At 60.3% G+C, this 19629-nt stretch carries 16 protein-coding genes; 7 read left to right on the top strand and 9 right to left on the bottom strand.

Features of this window, described 5'->3' with window-relative positions:
- Positions 1 to 29 precede the first annotated feature (29 nt).
- Positions 30 to 323, top strand: coding sequence for a DUF1315 family protein (locus tag MRK42_RS05010; RefSeq protein WP_026457591.1), 294 nt, complete (start codon positions 30 to 32; stop codon positions 321 to 323).
- A 91-nt stretch (positions 324 to 414) separates the two neighbouring features.
- Here the strand turns inward: MRK42_RS05010 and ansA are convergent, their stop codons facing one another.
- Positions 415 to 1422, bottom strand: coding sequence for an asparaginase (gene ansA / locus MRK42_RS05005; RefSeq protein ID WP_201940475.1), 1008 nt, complete (start codon positions 1420 to 1422; stop codon positions 415 to 417).
- A 508-nt stretch (positions 1423 to 1930) separates the two neighbouring features.
- Here ansA and gltS point away from each other — a divergent pair.
- Positions 1931 to 3130, top strand: a complete 1200-nt coding sequence (gene gltS / locus MRK42_RS05000; RefSeq protein ID WP_026457592.1) for a sodium/glutamate symporter — start codon at positions 1931 to 1933, stop codon at positions 3128 to 3130.
- A gap of 249 nt (positions 3131 to 3379) precedes the next feature.
- Here gltS and MRK42_RS04995 read toward each other — a convergent pair whose 3' ends face one another.
- Positions 3380 to 5251 (bottom strand): methyl-accepting chemotaxis protein, encoded by a 1872-nt coding sequence (locus MRK42_RS04995; RefSeq protein WP_201940623.1) that lies wholly within the window; start codon positions 5249 to 5251, stop codon positions 3380 to 3382.
- Between the two features lie 251 nt (positions 5252 to 5502).
- On the opposite strand from MRK42_RS04995, the gene prfB reads away from it, so the two are divergent.
- Positions 5503 to 6601, top strand: a protein-coding gene (gene prfB, locus MRK42_RS04990) for a peptide chain release factor 2 (RefSeq protein WP_124239217.1) whose coding sequence is annotated in 2 segments (ribosomal slippage) — positions 5503 to 5577 and positions 5579 to 6601 — 1098 coding nt in all. Because the reading frame shifts where the segments join, the coding sequence is not laid out codon by codon here.
- 73 nt (positions 6602 to 6674) lie between these two features.
- A complete protein-coding gene (lysS, locus tag MRK42_RS04985; RefSeq protein WP_223380424.1) occupies positions 6675 to 8153 on the top strand; it encodes a lysine--tRNA ligase in 1479 nt (492 codons plus the stop codon).
- Between the two features lie 131 nt (positions 8154 to 8284).
- Here the strand turns inward: lysS and MRK42_RS04980 are convergent, their stop codons facing one another.
- Entirely contained in the window at positions 8285 to 9091 is an 807-nt protein-coding gene (locus tag MRK42_RS04980; RefSeq protein ID WP_201940477.1) for a PhzF family phenazine biosynthesis protein, read from the bottom strand.
- A gap of 196 nt (positions 9092 to 9287) precedes the next feature.
- Between MRK42_RS04980 and MRK42_RS04975 the strand changes: the two genes are divergently transcribed.
- Genes MRK42_RS04975 through MRK42_RS04965 form a run of 3 tightly spaced genes read left to right on the top strand, consistent with a single transcriptional unit; the run spans position 9288 to position 13586 of the window.
- Positions 9288 to 11078, top strand: coding sequence for an assimilatory sulfite reductase (NADPH) flavoprotein subunit (locus tag MRK42_RS04975; RefSeq protein ID WP_201940625.1), 1791 nt, complete (start codon positions 9288 to 9290; stop codon positions 11076 to 11078).
- A complete protein-coding gene (gene cysI, locus MRK42_RS04970) occupies positions 11078 to 12790 on the top strand; it encodes an assimilatory sulfite reductase (NADPH) hemoprotein subunit (protein WP_201940484.1) in 1713 nt (570 codons plus the stop codon). Before MRK42_RS04975 ends, cysI begins: the two co-directional genes overlap by 1 nt.
- Positions 12780 to 13586 (top strand): phosphoadenylyl-sulfate reductase, encoded by an 807-nt coding sequence (locus MRK42_RS04965; protein WP_201940486.1) that lies wholly within the window; start codon positions 12780 to 12782, stop codon positions 13584 to 13586. Before cysI ends, MRK42_RS04965 begins: the two co-directional genes overlap by 11 nt.
- 129 nt (positions 13587 to 13715) lie before the next feature.
- Here the strand turns inward: MRK42_RS04965 and proX are convergent, their stop codons facing one another.
- From proX to MRK42_RS04935, 6 genes are all read right to left on the bottom strand, one after another.
- Complete coding sequence (gene proX, locus MRK42_RS04960) at positions 13716 to 14687, bottom strand: glycine betaine/L-proline ABC transporter substrate-binding protein ProX (protein WP_201940488.1); 972 nt, start codon at positions 14685 to 14687, stop codon at positions 13716 to 13718.
- On the bottom strand, positions 14684 to 15838 hold the full coding sequence (proW, locus tag MRK42_RS04955) for a glycine betaine/L-proline ABC transporter permease ProW (RefSeq protein WP_338611842.1): 1155 nt from the start codon (positions 15836 to 15838) through the stop codon (positions 14684 to 14686). The genes proX and proW overlap by 4 nt, the downstream gene beginning before the upstream one ends.
- Positions 15835 to 17031, bottom strand: a complete 1197-nt coding sequence (gene proV, locus MRK42_RS04950) for a glycine betaine/L-proline ABC transporter ATP-binding protein ProV (protein ID WP_042072359.1) — start codon at positions 17029 to 17031, stop codon at positions 15835 to 15837. The genes proW and proV overlap by 4 nt, the downstream gene beginning before the upstream one ends.
- A 681-nt stretch (positions 17032 to 17712) precedes the next feature.
- Positions 17713 to 18213, bottom strand: a complete 501-nt coding sequence (gene folA, locus MRK42_RS04945; RefSeq protein WP_042025756.1) for a type 3 dihydrofolate reductase — start codon at positions 18211 to 18213, stop codon at positions 17713 to 17715.
- A gap of 24 nt (positions 18214 to 18237) precedes the next feature.
- Positions 18238 to 18705 carry a threonine/serine exporter family protein gene (locus tag MRK42_RS04940; RefSeq protein WP_026456638.1) on the bottom strand — a complete coding sequence of 156 codons (468 nt, stop codon included), beginning with the start codon at positions 18703 to 18705 and terminating at the stop codon, positions 18238 to 18240.
- A 106-nt stretch (positions 18706 to 18811) separates the two neighbouring features.
- Positions 18812 to 19609, bottom strand: a complete 798-nt coding sequence (locus MRK42_RS04935) for a threonine/serine exporter family protein (protein WP_042025757.1) — start codon at positions 19607 to 19609, stop codon at positions 18812 to 18814.
- Positions 19610 to 19629: the final 20 nt, after the last annotated feature.

The following is a 19629-nucleotide window of genomic DNA, read 5'->3' as shown; positions in this document are numbered from 1 at the left end:
TTCATGGCTCAATTTCAAGGAGAGGCCGGATGTCGTATCAACAAGGTGAGTTTCAACAAGCAATCAGGCAGATGCCCAAAGAGGTGTACGAGCGGCTCAAGACCGCGGTCGAGCTTGGCAAGTGGCCAGATGGCAAGCCCCTCACCGACGAGCAGAAGGCCACCTCCCTGCAGGCCGTGATGGCCTGGCAGGCGATGCACCTTGAAAATCCCGAGCACATGAATATTGGCCGTGACGGCGAGATCGTGATGAAGAGCAAGAGCGAGCTCAAGCGCCAGTACCGCGACGAAGAAGAGATAGTGCGGGTCGACCTCAGCCACTGAGACTGACCCGACAAGTCGCTGCTGGCAGCGCACAACAAAGAGGGGAGCCATTATGGCTCCCCTCTTGTTTTATCCGCACCTTACCCGCTCATCAGGGGGTCAGTTCGCCACGCAGGGATTGCTGCATCAGCTCGCGAATGCGGTGGGAGGGCAAGCCCTGGCTCAGCAGGAAGTGCAGCTTGGTCAGCGCCGCCTCGGCGGTCATGTCGAAGCCCGAGATGACCCCGGCGCGGGAGAGGGCGTTGCCGGTGGCATAGCCCCCCATGTTGACCTTGCCGTGCAGACACTGGCTAAGGTTGACGATGATGACGCCGCGGGCCGAGGCCTCGGAGAGCAGCGCCAGCATGGTCGGATTCTGCGGCGCATTGCCGACCCCGAAGGAGAGCAGGATCAGCGCCTTCACCGGCTGCTGCAGGATATTGGCGATCACCTCGCTGGAGATCCCGGGATAGAGGGTCACCACGCCGATGGGCTGGGGGGTGATGTCGTGCAGCACCAGGGGCTGATCGGACGCCCCCCCCAGCTCGCCTGCCTCCAGGGAGATGGCGATGCCGGCATTGAGCAGCGGCGGATAGTTCGGCGAGTCGAAGGCGTGGAAGCCGTCCGCATGCACCTTCTTGCTGCGATTGCCGCGATAGAGCTGGTTGTTGAAAAAGAGCGTCACCTCGTGGATCGGGTAGTTGGCCGCGATATAGAGGGCATTGAGCAGGTTCTGCTGGCCGTCGGAGCGCAGCTCGGCGAGCGGGATCTGGGAGCCGGTGATGATGACCGGCTTGTGCAGATCTTCGAGCATGAAGGAGAGCGCCGAGGCGGTGAACGACATGGTGTCGGTACCGTGCAGAATGACGAAACCGTCGTATTTCTCGTAGTTGTCGCGAATGTCCTCGGCGATGCGCTGCCAGTCCGCCGGGGTCATGTCGGAGGAGTCGATGAGGGGATCATATTCGTGAATATGGTAATCGGGCATCTCGGGCCGATGAAACTCGGGCATCCGCGCCAGACAATCTTCCATAAAGCCCGCCATCGGCACATAGCCATGGTCGGAACGCTGCATCCCAATGGTGCCGCCTGTGTAGGCGATATAGATGGACTTCTTCACACCCTCTCCTCTTGGTTGGCCGGATCAGTGGGCCGGAAACCGGCGGATTATATAGGGATAGCCCCTCTTCTTCACACCCCATCCGTCGCATCTTGTGATACCTGCCCAAGCACGATGGGGCGGCAAGGTGTGCCATATCCATTGTTATCCCTCAGTCAAACACACTGTTTTTCCCACGCCCGGGCTGGGTTTGACGGGCAGCAGGAGCCAACCATTTCGAACCTCAACACGCCCTACCCCATAGGTATTAAATCTCGAAAAAAGAACAAATAATGGTCAATAAGGCATGAAATATGGAATTAATAGGTGTTTTTTGCTACAGTCCGCCGGATTTTACCAAAATCTCATCTGGATGCCTGAGCATGTCAGGCCCGCACTGGCTCCATCTTCATGGAGCGGGGAACCTTTCCCCTTCTTTGCTGGCACGTTCGCCGCACTGTTTTTATCCCGGCTGAATCTGTGAGTCTTCACCACCGAAAGACACAGCCAATCAACATGGGAGTACTGAATGCTACAACTTGATTCCTACGCCACTCTTGTCGCCGCCACCCTGGTGTTGCTGCTTGGTCGTCTGCTGGTTACCCGCGTCGGGCTGCTGCGCACCTTCAACATCCCCAAACCGGTTGCCGGCGGCCTGGTGGTCGCCCTGGTACTGCTGTTGCTGCGCTCCACCCTGCAGATGGAGTTGCAATTCGACACCAGCCTGCAAACCCCGCTGATGCTGGCCTTCTTCGCCTCCATCGGCCTCTCCGCCGATCTGGGCAGCCTCAAGCGCGGCGGCAAGGCGGTGGTCACCTTCCTGATGGTGGTCACCGGCCTGCTGCTGGTACAAAACAGCCTGGGGGTGGGCCTGGCCACTCTGCTCGGTCTGGATCCCCACATGGGGCTGCTGGCCGGCTCCATCACCCTCTCCGGCGGCCACGGCACCGGAGCGGCCTGGAGCGCTACCTTCTCCGACAAGTACGGCGTGCAGTCTGCTGCCGAACTCGCCATCGCCTGCGCCACCTTCGGTCTGGTGCTGGGTGGCCTGATCGGCGGCCCGGTGGCCCGCTATCTGGTTAAGAAGGTGCAGGTGCCGGGCGAAGAGCACAACCAGGATGACGCGCCCCAGGGCTTCGAGATGCCCGACATGGAGCGCCCGCTCACCCCGTTCAGCGTGATTGAGACCCTGGCGCTCATCGCCATTAGCTTGAAAGGGGGCGAGCTGCTCTCCCTCTACCTCAAGGGCAGTGTCCTCGAGCTGCCGATCTTCGTCTGCGTGCTGTTCGTCGGCGTGCTGCTGCGCAACGCCCTGACCCTGCTCAACTGGCATGAGGTGAGTGACCGCGAAGTCTCCCTGCTCGGCAACATCAGCCTGTCGCTGTTCCTGGCGATGGCGCTGATGAGCCTGAAGCTGTGGGATCTGGCCAGCCTGGCGCTGCCCATCTTCATCCTGCTGGCCGCCCAGACAGTGGCGATGGCGCTCTACGCCGTCTTCGTCACCTTCCGGGTCATGGGCAAAAACTACGATGCGGCCGTGCTGGCGGCGGGTCACTGCGGCTTTGGCCTGGGGGCGACCCCGACGGCCATTGCCAACATGCAGGCCATCACCCTGCGCTTCGGCCCCTCTCACCTGGCGTTTCTGGTGGTGCCCATGGTGGGGGCCTTCTTCATCGACATCATCAACGCCATGGTGATCAAGCTGTTTATGGCCCTGCCCTTCCTGTAAGCCCGACCAGACAGAACCATGATGACGAGAGCCCACCGCAAGGTGGGCTCTCTGTTTTGGGCAACAATCTGCTTGGCGGAGTGCTGGCCAGGGGCCAGATATGCTGGCACATGGCACATGGCACATGGGAGTTAAACGCAAGTTTCTTCCCTCTACCTCCCCTTTACCAACCGCGGCTACCACGATAACGGCCAATAAAAAGCCCCGCGATCATCGATCGCGGGGCCCGGTTGCAACGGGTCTGCCTGATTACAGGATAAAGGTCGCGACCTGCTGGTTCAGGTCGGTTGCCCGTCCCTTGAGTCCGGCGGCCTGATCCAGATCCCGCATGGCGGCGGCGGTGATCTCGTCGCTCACATCCTTGATGGCGGTGGTGTTCTGGGTGATCTCGCCGGTCACCTGGGTCTGCTCCTCGGCAGCAGTGGCAATCTGGCCCGCCATGTCGGAGATGAGGGAGACGGCCTGGGTGATCTCTTCGAGCGCGGCGGCGGCGGCATCGGCATCCTGCACGCTGTTGTCGGCCAGCCCCTGACTGGTCTGCATCAGGCTCACGGCACGGGAGGTGGTCTGCTGCAGCGTCTCGATGGTGGACTGGATCTCCTGGGTGGAGTCCTGGGTACGGCGCGACAGCACCCGCACCTCGTCCGCCACCACGGCGAAACCACGGCCCTGCTCACCGGCACGGGCCGCCTCGATGGCCGCGTTCAGGGCCAGCAGGTTGGTCTGCTCGGCGATGCCCTGGATGGTGGAGAGGATGCCGGAGATGGCCTGTGCGTGACGGCTCAGCTCGCCGATCACCTCGGTCGCCTGACCCACTTCATCGGCCAGACCGTTGATGGATTGACGAGTCTTGTTGACCAGCATCTTGCCCTGCTCGCTGCTCTGGGCCGACTGTTGGGCCGCGGCAGCGGTGCTCTCGGCGTTGTTGGCGATCTCCTGGGTGGCGCTCGCCATCTCGGTCACCGCGGTGGCGACCATGGTCACCTCCTGCTGCTGGCGCTGCAGCTCTTCGACCGCCGCCTGGTTGGTCACCAGACTGCGCTCGGCATCGGCGTCCAGCTCGCTGGCCAGCTTGCGGATATTGCCGATCAGCTGGTGCTGGCTGCCGACGAAGCGGTTGAAGCTGTTGGCCAGCTGACCGACCTCGTCATTGGTGTCGATCTTGATGCGCTGGGTCAGATCGCCGTTACCGTCTGCAATGCGGGCCAGTGCCTGGGAAACCTTGGTGAGCGGGCCAAGCAGCAAGCTGACCAGCCAGGAGATGGCGAGGATGCTGCCCACCAGCACCAACAGGGCCAGGCCGAGCTGGGTCATCAGCAGGGAGGAGAGCGGCGCCTCCAGGGTCGCCTTGTCCAGTACCAGTACCAGCTCCCAGTCGGTATCCGGAATGTCCACCGCCCACAGCAGCTTGTCGCGCCCTTCGCCGTCGAAGTAGGCCGGCACCAGCTCGTGGCTGGCCTTGCTCTGTTCAATCAGGGCGTTGGTCAGATCGTTGTCGATCTCGGTGGCCGGCTTCATCGCCTTGGCGGCATCCTTGTAGGCGATGACGGTGCCATCCTTGTGCATCATGACGGCAAAACCGTCGGCCGGCAGAGTCATCTTGGTGACGTCTTCCACCAGGGCGGCGATGGAGAGATCGCCGCCAACCACACCGCCCTGGGCCGGTTGGGCCAGGGTCACCACCAGGATGTTGTAGGCCACGTCCAGATAGGGTTTGGTGACTATCATGCCCCCCTTGGCCATGGCTTCCTGATACCAGCCACGGGAGCGGGGATCATAGCCGTCACGGTTGATGGATGGGTCAGAGTCATTCATCTTGCCGCTGCTCTCGCCAAAATAGGTGAGCTGGAAGCGGCCGGAGACCTGTGCCTGCTGCAGGGCATTAAGGGGCTCGGCGCCAGCCTTGTTGCCAAGGGCCTGCACTACATCGCGACGGGCAGCCAGCCAGTCGCTGATCCGTTCAGCCTGCTGGTTACCCAGACGCTGTACCTGCTCCTGACTGCCTTGCAACAGCAGCGACTTCTGGCTGCTGTAGCCTTGCCAGGAGAGCAAGGTGATCACCAGCGAGAGGGCGATCACCACCGATAACAGTATCTTTTGCTTGAGTGATAGATTTTTCATCATGGTTCTTCTTATGAGATCAGGAACAGGATTTCCCAAAAAGTGCATGGCACCCGTATGTTATAGCGACGTTATTAGCCAGAACTGAACCCTTATTCCGGGTTGCGGGCGGTATTTTCTACTGGAGTGGGGAAAACTGCACCAGAAATTGCCTACAGGGCACGCACAAGGACAGGCGGCCCTGTTTATTCCTTCCACAATTGGCTAGAATGACCCGTTTTCAAATCACATCGATCCTGAGAGTTTTCACGATGTTCGAAGTTAATCCTGTATTGAACAAACTTAAGGAGCTGTCTGAGCGGACCGAGCTTCTTAGGGGGTACCTTTGACTATGACGCCAAGAAAGAGCGTCTGGAAGAGGTAAACGCCGAGCTGGAACAGCCCGACGTCTGGAATGAGCCGGAGCGCGCACAGGCGCTCGGCAAGGAGCGTGTCGCGCTGGAAAACGTGGTTGGCACCATCGATACCCTGACCCAGGGCGTGGAAGATGTCGAGATGCTGGTAAGCCTGGCCGTGGAAGGGGAAGACGAAGAGACCTTCAACGAAGCCATCGCCGAAGCCGAGCAGCTGGAAGCCAAGCTGGTGGAGCTGGAGTTCCGCCGCATGTTCTCCGGCCAGCACGACGGTTCCGACTGCTATATCGACATTCAATCCGGCTCCGGTGGTACCGAAGCACAGGATTGGGCCAACATGGTGCTGCGCATGTACCTGCGCTGGGGCGATGCCCACGGCTACAAGCCGGAGCTCATCGAATGCTCCGAGGGTGACGTGGCCGGCATCAAGTCCGCCACCATCAAGTTCACCGGCGAATACGCCTTCGGCTGGCTGCGCACCGAAACCGGCGTGCACCGTCTGGTTCGCAAATCCCCGTTCGATTCCGGTGGCCGTCGCCACACCTCGTTCTGCTCCGTGTTCGTCTATCCCGAGATCGACGACGATATCGAAATCGATATCAACCCGGCCGATCTGCGTATCGACGTCTACCGCGCCTCCGGTGCCGGCGGTCAGCACGTTAACCGGACTGAATCCGCGGTGCGTATCACCCACGTCCCGACCGGTGTCGTGGTACAGTGCCAGAACGACCGTTCCCAGCACAAAAACAAAGATCAGTGTATGAAGCAGCTGAAAGCCAAGCTCTACGAGCTGGAAATTCAGAAGCAAAACGCTGAGAAACAAGCCCTGGAAGAGACCAAGTCCGATATCGGTTGGGGCAGCCAGATCCGCTCTTACGTGCTGGATGACTCCCGTATCAAGGATCTGCGCACCGGCGTCGAAACCCGTAATACCCAATCGGTGCTCGACGGTGACTTGGACAAGTTTATCGAAGCCAGCCTGAAATCAGGTCTGTAAACAAGCAGGAATCACCATGTCTGAACAAACCACTACTCCGGAAGTCGACCAAACTCTCGAACTCAACAATGAGATGACAGAGCGTCGTTCCAAGCTGGCCGCCCTGCGCGCCCAGGGCAATCCCTTCCCCAACGACTTTCGTCGTGACAGCCTCTCCGGCGATCTGCAGGCAGAGTTTGGCGACAAAAGCGCCGAGGAGCTGACAGCCTTGGGTAAACGGGTGAAGATTGCCGGTCGTATCATGACCCGCCGGATCATGGGCAAGGCATCCTTCGCGACCCTGCAGGACATGGCTGGCAAGATCCAGGTCTATGTGACTCGTGACGACCTGCCGGAAGGCTTCTACAACGAGCAGTTCAAGAAGTGGGATCTGGGTGACATCGTCGGTGTCGAAGGCACCCTGTTCAAGACCCAGACCGGCGAGCTGTCCGTGCACGTCTCCGACATCCGCCTGCTGACCAAGGCACTGCGCCCGCTGCCCGAGAAGCACAAGGGTCTGACCGACCAGGAAGCCCGCTGCCGTCAGCGTTACCTGGATCTGATCGCCAACGAAGAGTCCCGCAAGACCTTCGTGACCCGTACCAAGGTGGTGGCCGGTATCCGCAAGTTCCTGAACGACAAGCGCTTCATGGAAGTGGAAACCCCCATGATGCAGGTCATCCCGGGTGGCGCCTCTGCCCGTCCGTTCATCACCCACCACAACGCGCTGGACATCGACATGTACCTGCGTATCGCTCCGGAACTCTATCTGAAGCGTCTGGTGGTCGGTGGCTTCGAGCGTGTCTACGAGATCAACCGCAACTTCCGTAACGAAGGTATCTCCGTTCGCCATAACCCCGAGTTCACCATGCTCGAGTTCTATATGGCCTACGCCGACTACATCGATCTGATGGACCTCACCGAAGAGATGCTGCGCACCCTGGCGCAGGACATTCTGGGCGACACCAAGATCCGTTACGCCAAAGAGGGCGAAGAGGGCCTGACCATCGATTTCGGTCAGCCGTTCCAGCGTCTCTCCATGGTTGACTCCATCCTGAAGTACAACCCGGATGTGACCCGCGACGATCTGGCGACCCTGGAGAAGGCCACCGCCGTCGCCAAGCGCCTGCACATCGAGCTGATGAAGAGCTGGGAGCTGGGTCATGTGATCACCGCGATCTTCGAAGAGACCGTGGAGCACATGCTGCTGCAACCGACCTTCATCACCGAGTACCCGGCCGCCGTCTCTCCGCTGGCCCGTCGCAACGACCAGAACCCGGACGTCACCGACCGCTTCGAATTCTTCATCGGCGGCCGCGAGCTGGCCAACGGCTTCTCCGAGCTGAACGATGCGGAAGATCAGGCCGAGCGCTTCCAGGCTCAGGTTGACCAGAAAGCCGCAGGCGATGACGAAGCCATGTTCTACGACGCCGACTTCGTGACCGCGCTGGAACACGGTCTGCCGCCGACTGCTGGTCAGGGCATCGGTATCGACCGTCTGGTGATGCTGTTCACCAACAGCCACACCATCCGCGACGTCATCCTGTTCCCGGCTCTGCGTCCACAAAAGTAAGAGCCGAAGAAACAGGGCCGCAGCAGCACAGCTGCCGTCCATGACAATCAAAACGCCCCGCAACTGCGGGGCGTTTTTTTTATGGCGGGCACAGCCGGTGGCGAACACTCAATACGCCGCTAGCTTGCCGCTTATAAGGCCGGCGGTAGCAGCCACTCCCCCTGCCACAAGGTGACGGCCTGACCCGCCATCAGCACCCGATCTCCCTGCAATTCAAGCCGCAGCTCACCGCCCCGGGCCGAGATCTGGCGGGCCCGCAGTTGCTGTTTGCCTAGCCGTTCGGCCCAGAAGGGCACCAGGGCGCAGTGGTTGGAGCCGGTCACCGGATCCTCGTCTACCCCGACCCAGGGGGCGAAGTAGCGGGAGACGAAGTCATGATCCGGATCGCTCGAGGGCGCCGCCACCATCAGGCCACGACCGGGCAGCGCTCGCAGGGCGTGGAAATCGGGCGAAATCGCTCGCACCTCCTCTTCACTGGCTAGCTCAAACAAGAACTTGGCCCCCGCCGCCAGCGCCTGCAATGGCTTGCAACCAAGGGCGACAGCATAGGCAGGGTCCAGCGCCAGAGGAGTGAGTGGGATGCACGGAAAATCGAGCCAGATCCACTCCCCTTCGCGCCGAGCCAGCAGCTCGCCGCTGCGGGTCTCGAAGCGAATGACCTCATCCTCTGCCACCACCCCCGTCTGCCACAACACGTGGGCCGCTGCCAGAGTGCCGTGGCCACAGAGGTCCACTTCCAGCTCGGGGGTGAACCAGCGCAGCTGGTAGCGGACCCGGCCCTGGGGCACCAGAAAGGCGGTCTCTGACAAGTTGAACTCGGCCGCCATGGCCTGCAATCCGGCATCCGGCAAGGCCGGTCCCAGCACTACCACCGCCGGGTTGCCGCCAAAGGGCTGCCTGCTGAAGGCATTGACATGGAACAATCTGATGGTCGACATTCACGCTTCCTGTGTGATCAATTCGGGGCTCATTCATGGCTGTTTATACCATGACAATCGTTACGCCCCGAATGGCTAACACCTCTGCTCTCTCCTTTTAATGCAACAATGGAATAAAGAAGATATTTTTATTCTTTGTTGTTATCCATCACACCCCTTACTCTGACCAAAAATCAGCCCATGGAAGATGTGTGTGATGCAATTGAAGGATCCCTTGACCCACCTCGCCCCCCTCTCTGATGAGCAGCAACGTCAGCTGAGCCAGGCACTTTCAACCCTCAATACCCAGCAACTCGCCTGGGTCAGCGGTTATCTCTACGGTCTCTCCCAGTCCGGTCAACAGCCTGTCGCTACAAGCACTGCAGCCGTTGCCCCCGGCGGCAACCTGACCATTCTCTACGGCTCCCAGACCGGCAATGCCAAGGGCGTGGCCAGTGCCATCAAGGCGCAGGCAGAGGCCCGTGGCCTACCGGTGACTCTCACCTCCATGGCGGACTACAAACCCAAGCAGCTCAAGAAAGAGACCCACCTGCTGGTGGTAGTGAGCACTTACGGGGAGGGGGAACCGCCGGAGAGCGCGGTCGATCTGTACGAGCAGCTCAAGAAGGGCAAGGTCGGCAAGCTGGAAGGACTCAAGTTCGCCGTGCTGGGGCTGGGTGACAGCTCCTATGAGTTCTTCTGCCAGACCGGCAAGGACTTTGACAGCCTGCTGACCAAGGCCGGCGCCGACCGGGTGCATGAACTCGCCAGCCTGGACGTGGATTATCAGGATGCCGCCAAGGCATGGGGCGAACAGGCGCTCAACGCCATCGCCGCCCCCCTCTCTGCCGGCCCTGCCGGCAGCAGCGTAGCCAGCGCGGTACAGCAGGCTGTCGGCCACAGCCAGTACAGCAAGGAGAACCCCTTCCCGGCCAGGCTCTCGGTCAACCAGAAGATCACCGGTCGCGACTCGACCAAGGATATCCGCCACATCGAGATCAGCCTGGAAGAGTCAGACATCCGCTACCAGCCGGGGGATGCGCTGGGCATCTGGTTTGACAACGATGCCGACCTGGTCGGTGAGGTCTTGGCGCTGGCTCATCTTTCCGGCGACGAGGCCACCGCCCGCGGCAGCCTGCGCGAGGTGCTCAGCCGCGAGCTTGAGCTGACCCGCTTGCACGGCGGCTTTATCACCGGCTTGGCAGAGATCTCGGACAACGCGGCGCTCAAGGATCTGGCCGGCGACAAGGCCCAGGTCAACGCGCTGGTGGCCAGCGCCCAGGTGGTGGATGTGCTCAAACGCTTCCCGACCGCGCTCACAGCCGAACAGCTGATCAGCCTGCTGCGCCCGCTCACTCCACGCCTCTACTCCATCGCCTCCAGCCAGAGCGAGGTGGAAGAGGAGGTGCACCTGACCGTCGGCGTGGTGCGCTACCCGCAGGAAGATGGCACAGTGCGCAGTGGCGCCGCCTCCTCCTATCTGGCGGACCGTCTGCCTGAGGATGCCGAGGTGCGGGTATTCGTGGAGCACAACGACAACTTCCGCCTGCCGCAAAACCCCGACACTCCCGTCATCATGGTGGGCCCGGGCACCGGCATCGCCCCCTTCCGGGCCTTCTTGCAGGAGCGGGAAGCGCAAGGGGCGGAGGGCAAGAACTGGCTCTTCTTCGGCAATCCGCACTTTACCCAGGACTTCCTCTATCAGGTGGAGTGGCAGCGTTATGTGAAGTCGGGCCTGCTGTCGAAGATCTCCCTGGCCTTCAGCCGGGATCAGGCCAACAAGATTTATGTGCAGGACCGCCTGCGCGAGGCGGGGCTCGAGCTCTACCAGTGGCTGGAAGCAGGCGCTCACTTCTATGTGTGCGGCGACGCCAACCACATGGCGAAGGATGTGCAGGAAGCCCTGCTGGATGTGATTGCCGAACATGGCCAGAAGAGCCGTGAGGAAGCAGAAGAGTATCTGAGCGAATTGCGTCGTGCCAAACGTTATCAAAGGGATGTCTATTGATGAGCAAACAAGTTATTCCAGGACCGGTGGAAGGACCGCTGGCCGACAACGAACGTCTGAAACGCGAGAGCAACTTTCTGCGCGGCACCATAGAGCAGGATCTCAAGGACCCGCTCACTGGCGGCTTCAACGGCGACAACTTCCAGCTGATCCGCTTCCACGGCATGTATCAGCAGGATGACCGCGACATCCGCCCGGAGCGCGCCGCCCAGAAGCTGGAGCCACTGCACAACGTCATGCTGCGTGCCCGCCTGCCCGGCGGCATCATCACCCCGGCCCAGTGGCTGGTGATCGACAAGTTTGCCGAGGAACACAGCCTGTACGGCAGCATCCGCCTGACCACCCGCCAGACCTTCCAGTTCCACGGGGTGCTCAAGCGCGACATCAAGCTGATGCACCAGACCCTCAACAGCACCGGCATCGACTCCATCGCCACCGCCGGCGACGTGAACCGCAACGTGCTCTGCACCAGCAACCCGGTGGAGTCCGAGCTGCACCAGGAGGCCTACGAGTGGGCCAAGAAGATCTCCGAACACCTGCTGCCCAAGACCCGCGCCTACGTGGAGATCTGGCTGGACGGCGAGAAGCTGGGGGGTGACGAGGAGCCGATCCTGGGTTCCAACTACCTGCCGCGCAAGTTCAAGACGACCGTGGTGATCCCGCCCCACAACGACGTGGACATCCACGCCAACGATCTCAACTTCGTGGCCATCGCCGAAGGTGGCAAGCTGGTGGGTTTCAACGTACTGGTGGGCGGGGGCCTGGCCATGACCCACGGTGACACCACCACTTATCCGCGCAAGGCGAGCGACTTCGGCTTCGTGCCCCTCTCCCACGTGCTGGAGGTGGCGGCCGCCGTGGTCAGTACCCAGCGCGACTGGGGCAACCGGGTCAACCGCAAGAACGCCAAGACCAAGTACACCCTTGAACGGGTGGGGATCGAGGCCTTCAAGGCCGAGGTGGAGAGCCGTGCCGGCATCCAGTTCGGGCCGGTACGTCCCTATGAGTTCACCAGCCGTGGCGATCGCTTCGGCTGGGTCGAGGGGATCGACGGCAAGCATCACCTGACCCTGTTCATCGAGAACGGCCGTCTGCTGGACTTCCCGGGCAAGCCCCTCAAGACCGGCATGCTGGAGATCGCCAAGGTGCATCAGGGGGACTTCCGCCTCACCGCCAACCAGAACCTCATCATCGCGGGCGTCCCGGCCGGCGAGAAGGCCCGCATCGAAGCGCTGGCCCGCCAGTACGGCCTGCTGGATGACGGCGTGAGCGAGCAGCGCAAGCAGTCCATGGCCTGCGTGGCCCTGCCCACCTGCCCGCTGGCGATGGCCGAGGCCGAGCGCATGCTGCCGGCGTTTGTCACCGATATCGAGGGGCTGCTCACCAAACATGGGCTGGCGGATGACGCCATCATCTTCCGGGTCACCGGTTGCCCCAACGGCTGCGGCCGCGCCATGCTGGCGGAAGTGGGTCTGGTGGGCAAGGCGCCCGGCCGCTACAACCTGCACCTGGGTGGCAATCTGGAGGGGACCCGCATCCCGCGCCTGCATCTGGAGAACATCACCGAGCCGCAGATCCTGGCGGAGCTGGACGCCCTGATCGGCCGCTGGGCCAAGGATCGCAACCCGGGCGAGTGCTTCGGCGATTTCGTCATTCGCGCCGGCATCATAGCCCCGGTCATCGACTCCGCGAGGGACTTCTATGCAGCCTGAACAAACTGATACCGAACTGCTGGCGCGCACCGCCGACGGTCGGCTCGACCTCGACGCCCTGCTGGCCTTGAGCCGGGAGGAGCAGGTCGAGGCGCTGGCCCCCCTCAACCGGGCGCTGGACGCCATGAGCGCCCCCGAGCGGGTGCGCTGGGCCCTGACCAACCTGCCGGGAGAGCACGTGCTGTCATCGAGCTTCGGCATCCAGGCGGCGCTCATGCTGCACCTGGTGAGCCGCGAGCGGGCCGACGTGCCGGTGGTGCTGACCGATACCGGTTATCTCTTCCCCGAGACCTACCGCTTTATCGACGAGCTGACCGAGCGTCTCGCGCTCAACCTCAAGATCTACCGGGCCGCGCTCACCCCGGCCTGGCAGGAGGCCCGCTTCGGCCTCCTGTGGGAGCAGGGAGTGGAGGGGATCACCCGCTACAACCAGCTCAACAAGGTGGAGCCCATGGACCGCGCCCTGAACGAGCTCGGCGCCCGCACCTGGTTCTCTGGCCTGCGCCGTGAGCAGTCAGGCAGCCGGGGCAAGCTGCCGGTGCTGGCCATCCAGCGCGGTCGCTTCAAGTTCCTGCCGGTGATCGACTGGAGCAACAAGGACGTCTTCTACTACTTCAAGGAGTTCGACCTCCCCTACCACCCGCTGTGGGAGCAGGGCTACCTGTCGGTGGGCGACGTGCACACCACCGCCAAGTGGGAGCCCGGCATGAGCGAGGAGCAGACCCGCTTCTTCGGCCTCAAGCGCGAATGCGGCCTGCACGAGGAGAGTGGCGAGAGCGACGGTTCAGGCATCTGATCCCGTCCGACAACGCACCATTCCGATCACAAAAATCGCCCGGCAACTGCCGGGCGCTTTTATAAGTGACACTCAAAGAACTTGGATGCCTGAGTGGTATGGCTGCATTTTCTTGTTCCCTGCCCCCGCTTACTTCGCGGCGCGAGCCCGAGTCAGCCAGTCGTTCACCAGCGCCTCGTGCCCCTTGAGCCAGGCATCTGCGTGACGCTCGATATCCGCCGGCTTGTTCTGACCCTGCTTCATCAGCCCATTTTGTACGTTGATGTCATTGATGGGCAGCTTCATCTCGGCAAACAGCTTGGCGGCAGAGGGGTTGGCCTCGGCAAACCCCTTGTTGGCCACTATGTGCATGGTATTCATTTCAAAGCCATAGTTTTTGCCATTCGCCAATTGGGTATCCCCCTCACGTCCCTCTGGCAAGGCGGTATAAGGCACTTCCAGCCATACCACATCCTTGCCGGGCACCAGCTCACCACTCACCCAGTACGGGGTCCAGGTGTAGTAGAGCACGGGTTTTTGTTCCTTGAAGCGGGTAATAGTGTCGGCAATGATGGCCGCATAATTGCCCTGTTGATGCGTCACTGTCTGTGCCAGACCGTACGTCTTGAGCTGATGATTGATCACCATCTCGCAGCCCCAACCCGGATTGCAGCCGGCCAGATCAGCCTTGCCATCGCCATCGCTGTCAAACAGGGCAGCCAGCTTGGGATCCTTCAACTGGGCTATGTTGGTGATGCCGTATTTGTCGGCAGTAGCCTTGTCGATGAGATAACCCTGGGCCGCCCCGGTCACATAGGTACCCTTGCGGTAGAACTTGGTATCGCCCCCGGCCTTTTCATACTTGTCCTTATGGAGCGGATCCCAGTTGAAAGCGAGAAAAGTGGCATCGCCACTGGCGACCGAGGCATATCCTACGTTGTAGTCCGCCTCTTTGGCTGGTTTGACATCATAACCCAGCTCACCCAGCAGCTTGCTCACCAGCAGGGTCTGAAAGGCTTCCTCCGGCAACGTACTCTGGATGGGTTGAACCGTTACACCGGCCATGGCGGCCGTGCTCAGCAGCAGGCAACCCAGCGTCATTCCTTGGGTAATGGCTGTCATACTTGTCCTCCTTTGGTGTGAGTCTTGTGGCGATGTTCGAACGGGGCGAGCAACAGGGCAATGGGACCACGCCGATACCAGCGGCCAGCATGCCCTGATTTGGACTGGCCCATCGCCTGGGTCATGCGATCCAGCACTATGGCCAGCAGCACAATGCCAAGCCCCCCTACCGAGGCCATCCCCATGTCGAGACGTCCGATACCGCGCAATACCATCTGGCCAAGCCCCCCCACGGCTATCATGGAAGCGATCACCACCATGGAGAGGGAAAGCATCAGCGACTGATTGACCCCGGCCATGATGGTGGGCATGGCGAGCGGCAGCTGCACCTTGAACAGCAGCTGGGAGGGGCTGGCACCAAATGAATTCCCAGCCTCGATGAGATCCTCCGGTACCTGACGAATGCCGAGGATGGTCAGTCTGATCATGGGCGGCAATGCAAAGATGATGGTCACCACCACCCCGGGCACATTTCCTATGCCAAACAACATGACGATGGGGATGAGATAGACAAAGGCCGGGGTCGTCTGCATGGCATCCAGCAACGGCCGGGTCCAGGTGGTCGCCTTCTCGCTACGGGCCAGCAGAATACCGGCCGGCAAGCCAATCAGGATGCAGAAGAAGAGTGAAGTCAGCACCAGCGACAGGGTCACCATGGCATCAGCCCAGGCACCGATAAGACCTATGCCGATCAGCGAGACCAACGTCCCCAACGCCATCCGCCCACTGACCAGTTGCCAGGCAACCAGGGTCAATAGCACAACCATGATGGAAGAAGGAATGCTCTGCAGCGCACTGGTCAGCGCATTGAGTGTCACTTCGACGGGAGCACGTATGATCTGGAACAGGGGTCTGAAGTTGCTCACCAGCACGTCAATACCCTGTTCGACCCAGCTATCGAGTGGCACCCAGGCATGCTGGAAAGGATCCAGGGGGTCGAAAGCCGGCTCTTCCGCTTTCGCAGCAAGCTCGGCCTGCCAGTCATTGCTGGCCACCGCCGTCTCGGTTGAACTGCCCCAGGGATCCTCGGCCGCGTCCGTAGTCTCACTGCTGACCGCATCATCTTGATGATTGGCCGTCGCCTCTTCAGCCCATGCGGGGTAGCTTGCCAGCAACAGGAGTGCCAGGCAGAGGGAGAGTAACTGCTTCATGCCGGGGTACTCCTGTCCAGGGTGTTGAGTAGATTCGCCTTCGAAATGAGGCCCAGGTAAGTACCATCCTCCTCAATAACCGGCACCTGGCAGGGAGCCGCCGCTACCTGGCTGATCAGCTCATGCAGCGGGGTATCGGCCAATAGCGGTGTCACCTCATCCAGCAAGGCCTGTTCCAGACTGCCCTTGCTATCCACAGTGCGCGCCAGCGATGCGAGAGAGACAACGCCCACGAAACGACGAGCACGATCAACCACATAACCAAACTCACGATCCTGCTGCTTGAGTTGGCGCAGGGCGTTGGCCGGCCCGTCCGTGGTGTGCTTCTTGATAAGCGGCATCTGCTTGCGGCTGACGATATCGCGAGCACTGAACACGTTGGCCAGATCCACACCGCGAAAGAAGGCACGCACATAGTCGTTGGCAGGCTGACTCAGGATCTCGTCGGGCGTCCCGACCTGGATCACCTGCCCATCCTGCATGATGGCGATGCGATCACCGATGCGCATCGCCTCGTCCAGATCGTGAGAGATGAAGACGATGGTGCGTTGATGGCTGGCCTGCAGCTTGAGCAACTCATCCTGCATCTCGGTGCGGATCAGCGGATCCAGCGCGGAGAAGGCCTCATCCATCAACAGAATGTCGGGGTCATTGGCCAGCGCTCGGGCCAGGCCAACCCGCTGCTTCATGCCACCGGAGAGGGCGTCGGGGAAGGCATTCATCCAGGGCCCCAGCCCCACCTGATCGAGAGCTTGACGGGCACTTTGCTGGCGCTCGAGAAGCGGCACGCCAGCCAGCTCCAGGCCAAAGGCGGTATTTTCCAGCACGGTCAGATGAGGCATAAGAGCAAAAGACTGAAACACCATGCTGATCTTCTTGCGCCGCACTTGACGCAGTTCTCTGTCCGAGATGGCGGCAATGTCCTCACCATCGATCAGTACCTGACCACGGGTCGGCTCGATCAGCCGGTTGAAGAGCCGCACCAGAGTAGATTTACCCGAGCCGGACAAGCCCATCACGACGAAGATCTCCCCCTCGTGGATGGCCAGATCGACCCCCTGCACACCCAGGGTCTGTCCGGTCTTTTTTAGAATGCTGGCGCGATCGTGCCCTTTCGCCAGCAATTTGAACGCCTTTTCCGGCTGTTCTCCGAAGATTTTATAGAGTGATTTGACTTCGATTTTGACTGTCATACTGTCCTTTTTTCATGGTCGACATCTTGACAATTTGCCTGCCGAACGTGAGCCAATTACTTTTAACACTAAGCAATCTGCATCTAGAAAAAAAGGTTTACATGCCACTAGAAAAGAACGGAATCAGCCAATTTATTGATTAAAAAGGGTTTATTTGAACAACAAAAATACATTAAGTTGAACATTATTCAGATGACAGGATGAAAAATGCTTCGCCATTTAAATAATTGATATTTTTATTGAACAGTCAGTGACAGAGGGAACGCTGGCAAGAAAATGGGAGTCGTCAGCAGGTTCAGAATCACCCGTATTAACAAGGTTGGCGACGCCATCGCCGGGATGAAAAACAGGAAAGCTTGAGCGTCAAAAAAGCATGGACCATGCCAGCATGAATTATGTGGTCAGGTAACTCATCATTGTTGCGTTTTGACCAGTCAGGAAGAGCGGGAGAAAGATCAGGCTTTTCGGGGGTGGCGCCGGGACATGCTCCCGAACAGTCATCAAAGCTGTAAAAATTATTACAACCCTAACGATATCAAGCCAAAAAAGGAGCGAATGAAGTAGCGCGCTTTGGTGCAGCCATGGCAGAGATCTTGTCTGCCAGGCAGAAGCTTCATTGCAAGAAAAAGCCCCTTGTGCGGCACCAGGGGCTTTTTGGCTTCAACGATGATGCAATGAGGTTCAGCAGCAGCGCTGCCAGGTCTCGAAACGATAGGGATGCGGGTTTTTCTCGTCGGCGGGATGGGCTTCGCTTTCAACAAGCTGCCACTGGCCGTCATCAAACGCAGGAAAGCGGGTGTCCCCCTCCACCGCCAGCTCGATGCGGGTCAGATAGAGGCAATCGGCCTTGGCCAGCAGCTGGCCATAGAGGTGACCACCGCCGATCACCATCAACTCGTCCACTTCCCCCACCTCTGCCAGCGTTGCCAACACGGCCTCGATGGATGGAAACACCTCGGTTCCTTCAGGGGCTGCATAGGCGGCGTTGCGGCTAATAATCAAATTGCGACGCCCGGGCAAGGGGCGACCAATGGACTCGAAGGTCTTGCGCCCCATCAGTACCGGCTTGCCGAGCGTGACCCGCTTGAAGTGGGCCAGATCGGCCGGCAGATGCCAGGGCATCTGGTTGTCCTTGCCGATCACCCGATCCTGGGCCATGGCGGCGATCATGGAAATCTTCATGGTGTCAGCCTCTCACAAAACCATCTAAATTATGGGCCGGTTACGATATACGACCAGAGAGGGGATCGCCAACCCAAAACTTAGGGCCCCTACGATAAAGATAGACTTTAACCCGTTCTCCACCGCGCTCTGGATAAGCTCCATGCTCACCCCCGAGATATTGAGCTCAACCACCGCAATCATGGTCTTGAACGCATAGCTGCCCGGGATCATTGGAATGATGGAAGCGACGCTGAATACGGGGCGGGGCGCCAGCAGGCGGCGTGACCAGTAGACGCAGACAAACCCGACCGTGGTCGCCGCCGCCAGGGTAGCCCATTCGATGGTCATGCCGTAATGGATGAGCAGGGTACGCAGGCTGTGGGCCAGCGCCCCGCCCATGGCGCAATATTTGAGCATGCGCGGCGGCACGTTGAAGATCATGGCAAAACCCACCGCCGGTATGGCCGACCAGAAGGCATCCTTGGCCAGCAGCCAGAGCAGATCCATCATACTTTCCCCCCCCTGATTCCGGTCACCGAGATGGTCAGAATGATGCCGATATGGCTTCCTGCGCTGATGGCCAGATCCTCATGTGCCAACTCAGAGTCAACAACCATCATACCTTCCACCCCCAGATGCCCGTCACCGTCATCGCCAGGATAATACCGATGGCTGCGCTGATGGTCAGCAGGGTCGCTGTGCCCCAGCGGGCCAGCCCCATATTGAAGTAGCCCTTCACCATATCGGAGACCGCATTGATGAGCGGGAAGCCCGGCACCAGCAGCAACACGCTGGCCGCCATGGCCAGATAGGGTTGCTCACCCCAATGGAAGAAGGTGGCGCTGGAGGAGAGCAGGGTCGCGATAAAGCCGGTCACAGCAAAGTTGATCAAGGGGCTGTGGTGATGGCGAGCCATCAGCTGGCGCACCCGCATCGCCACGGCGGAGGAGAAACAGGTGACCAGGAAGATGGGCCAGTCACCGCCAAACAGCAGGCTGAACGCGCCGCAGGATAGCCCGACCATGGGCACCACCAACCAGGGATGGTAGTGAAACGGCACTATGGCCTCGAGCCGTTGGCGCACTTCTCGGGCACCAATCAATTCTTTTTCCGCCATGATGCAGATACGCTGGATTTCGCACACCACCTGCATATTGATGCCATGCTCCCGTACTCTGCGGGTGGTGGTGACGCATCCTCCCTGATAGAGGCTGGTAAGCACGATAGCGCTGGAGGAGATGGCCATCTCGACGCTCTCCAGCCCCAGCGCCAACCCCAACCGAACCGTGGTCTGCTCTATGATGCGGCTTTCTGCGCCAAACTGGGCCAGCATTTGCCCCACCTTGACGATAATGCGGGTGATCTCGGTCTGCTGCTCCCGCGACAACACCCGCCTTGGCGTGATACTTCTCATAATCCCTTCGAGTCGTAGCA

It is taken from the genome of Aeromonas sp. 19NY04SH05-1, from assembly GCF_040581895.1.
GTDB lineage: Bacteria > Pseudomonadota > Gammaproteobacteria > Enterobacterales > Aeromonadaceae > Aeromonas > Aeromonas enteropelogenes.
This window is presented reverse-complemented; position numbering and strand designations above follow the sequence as displayed.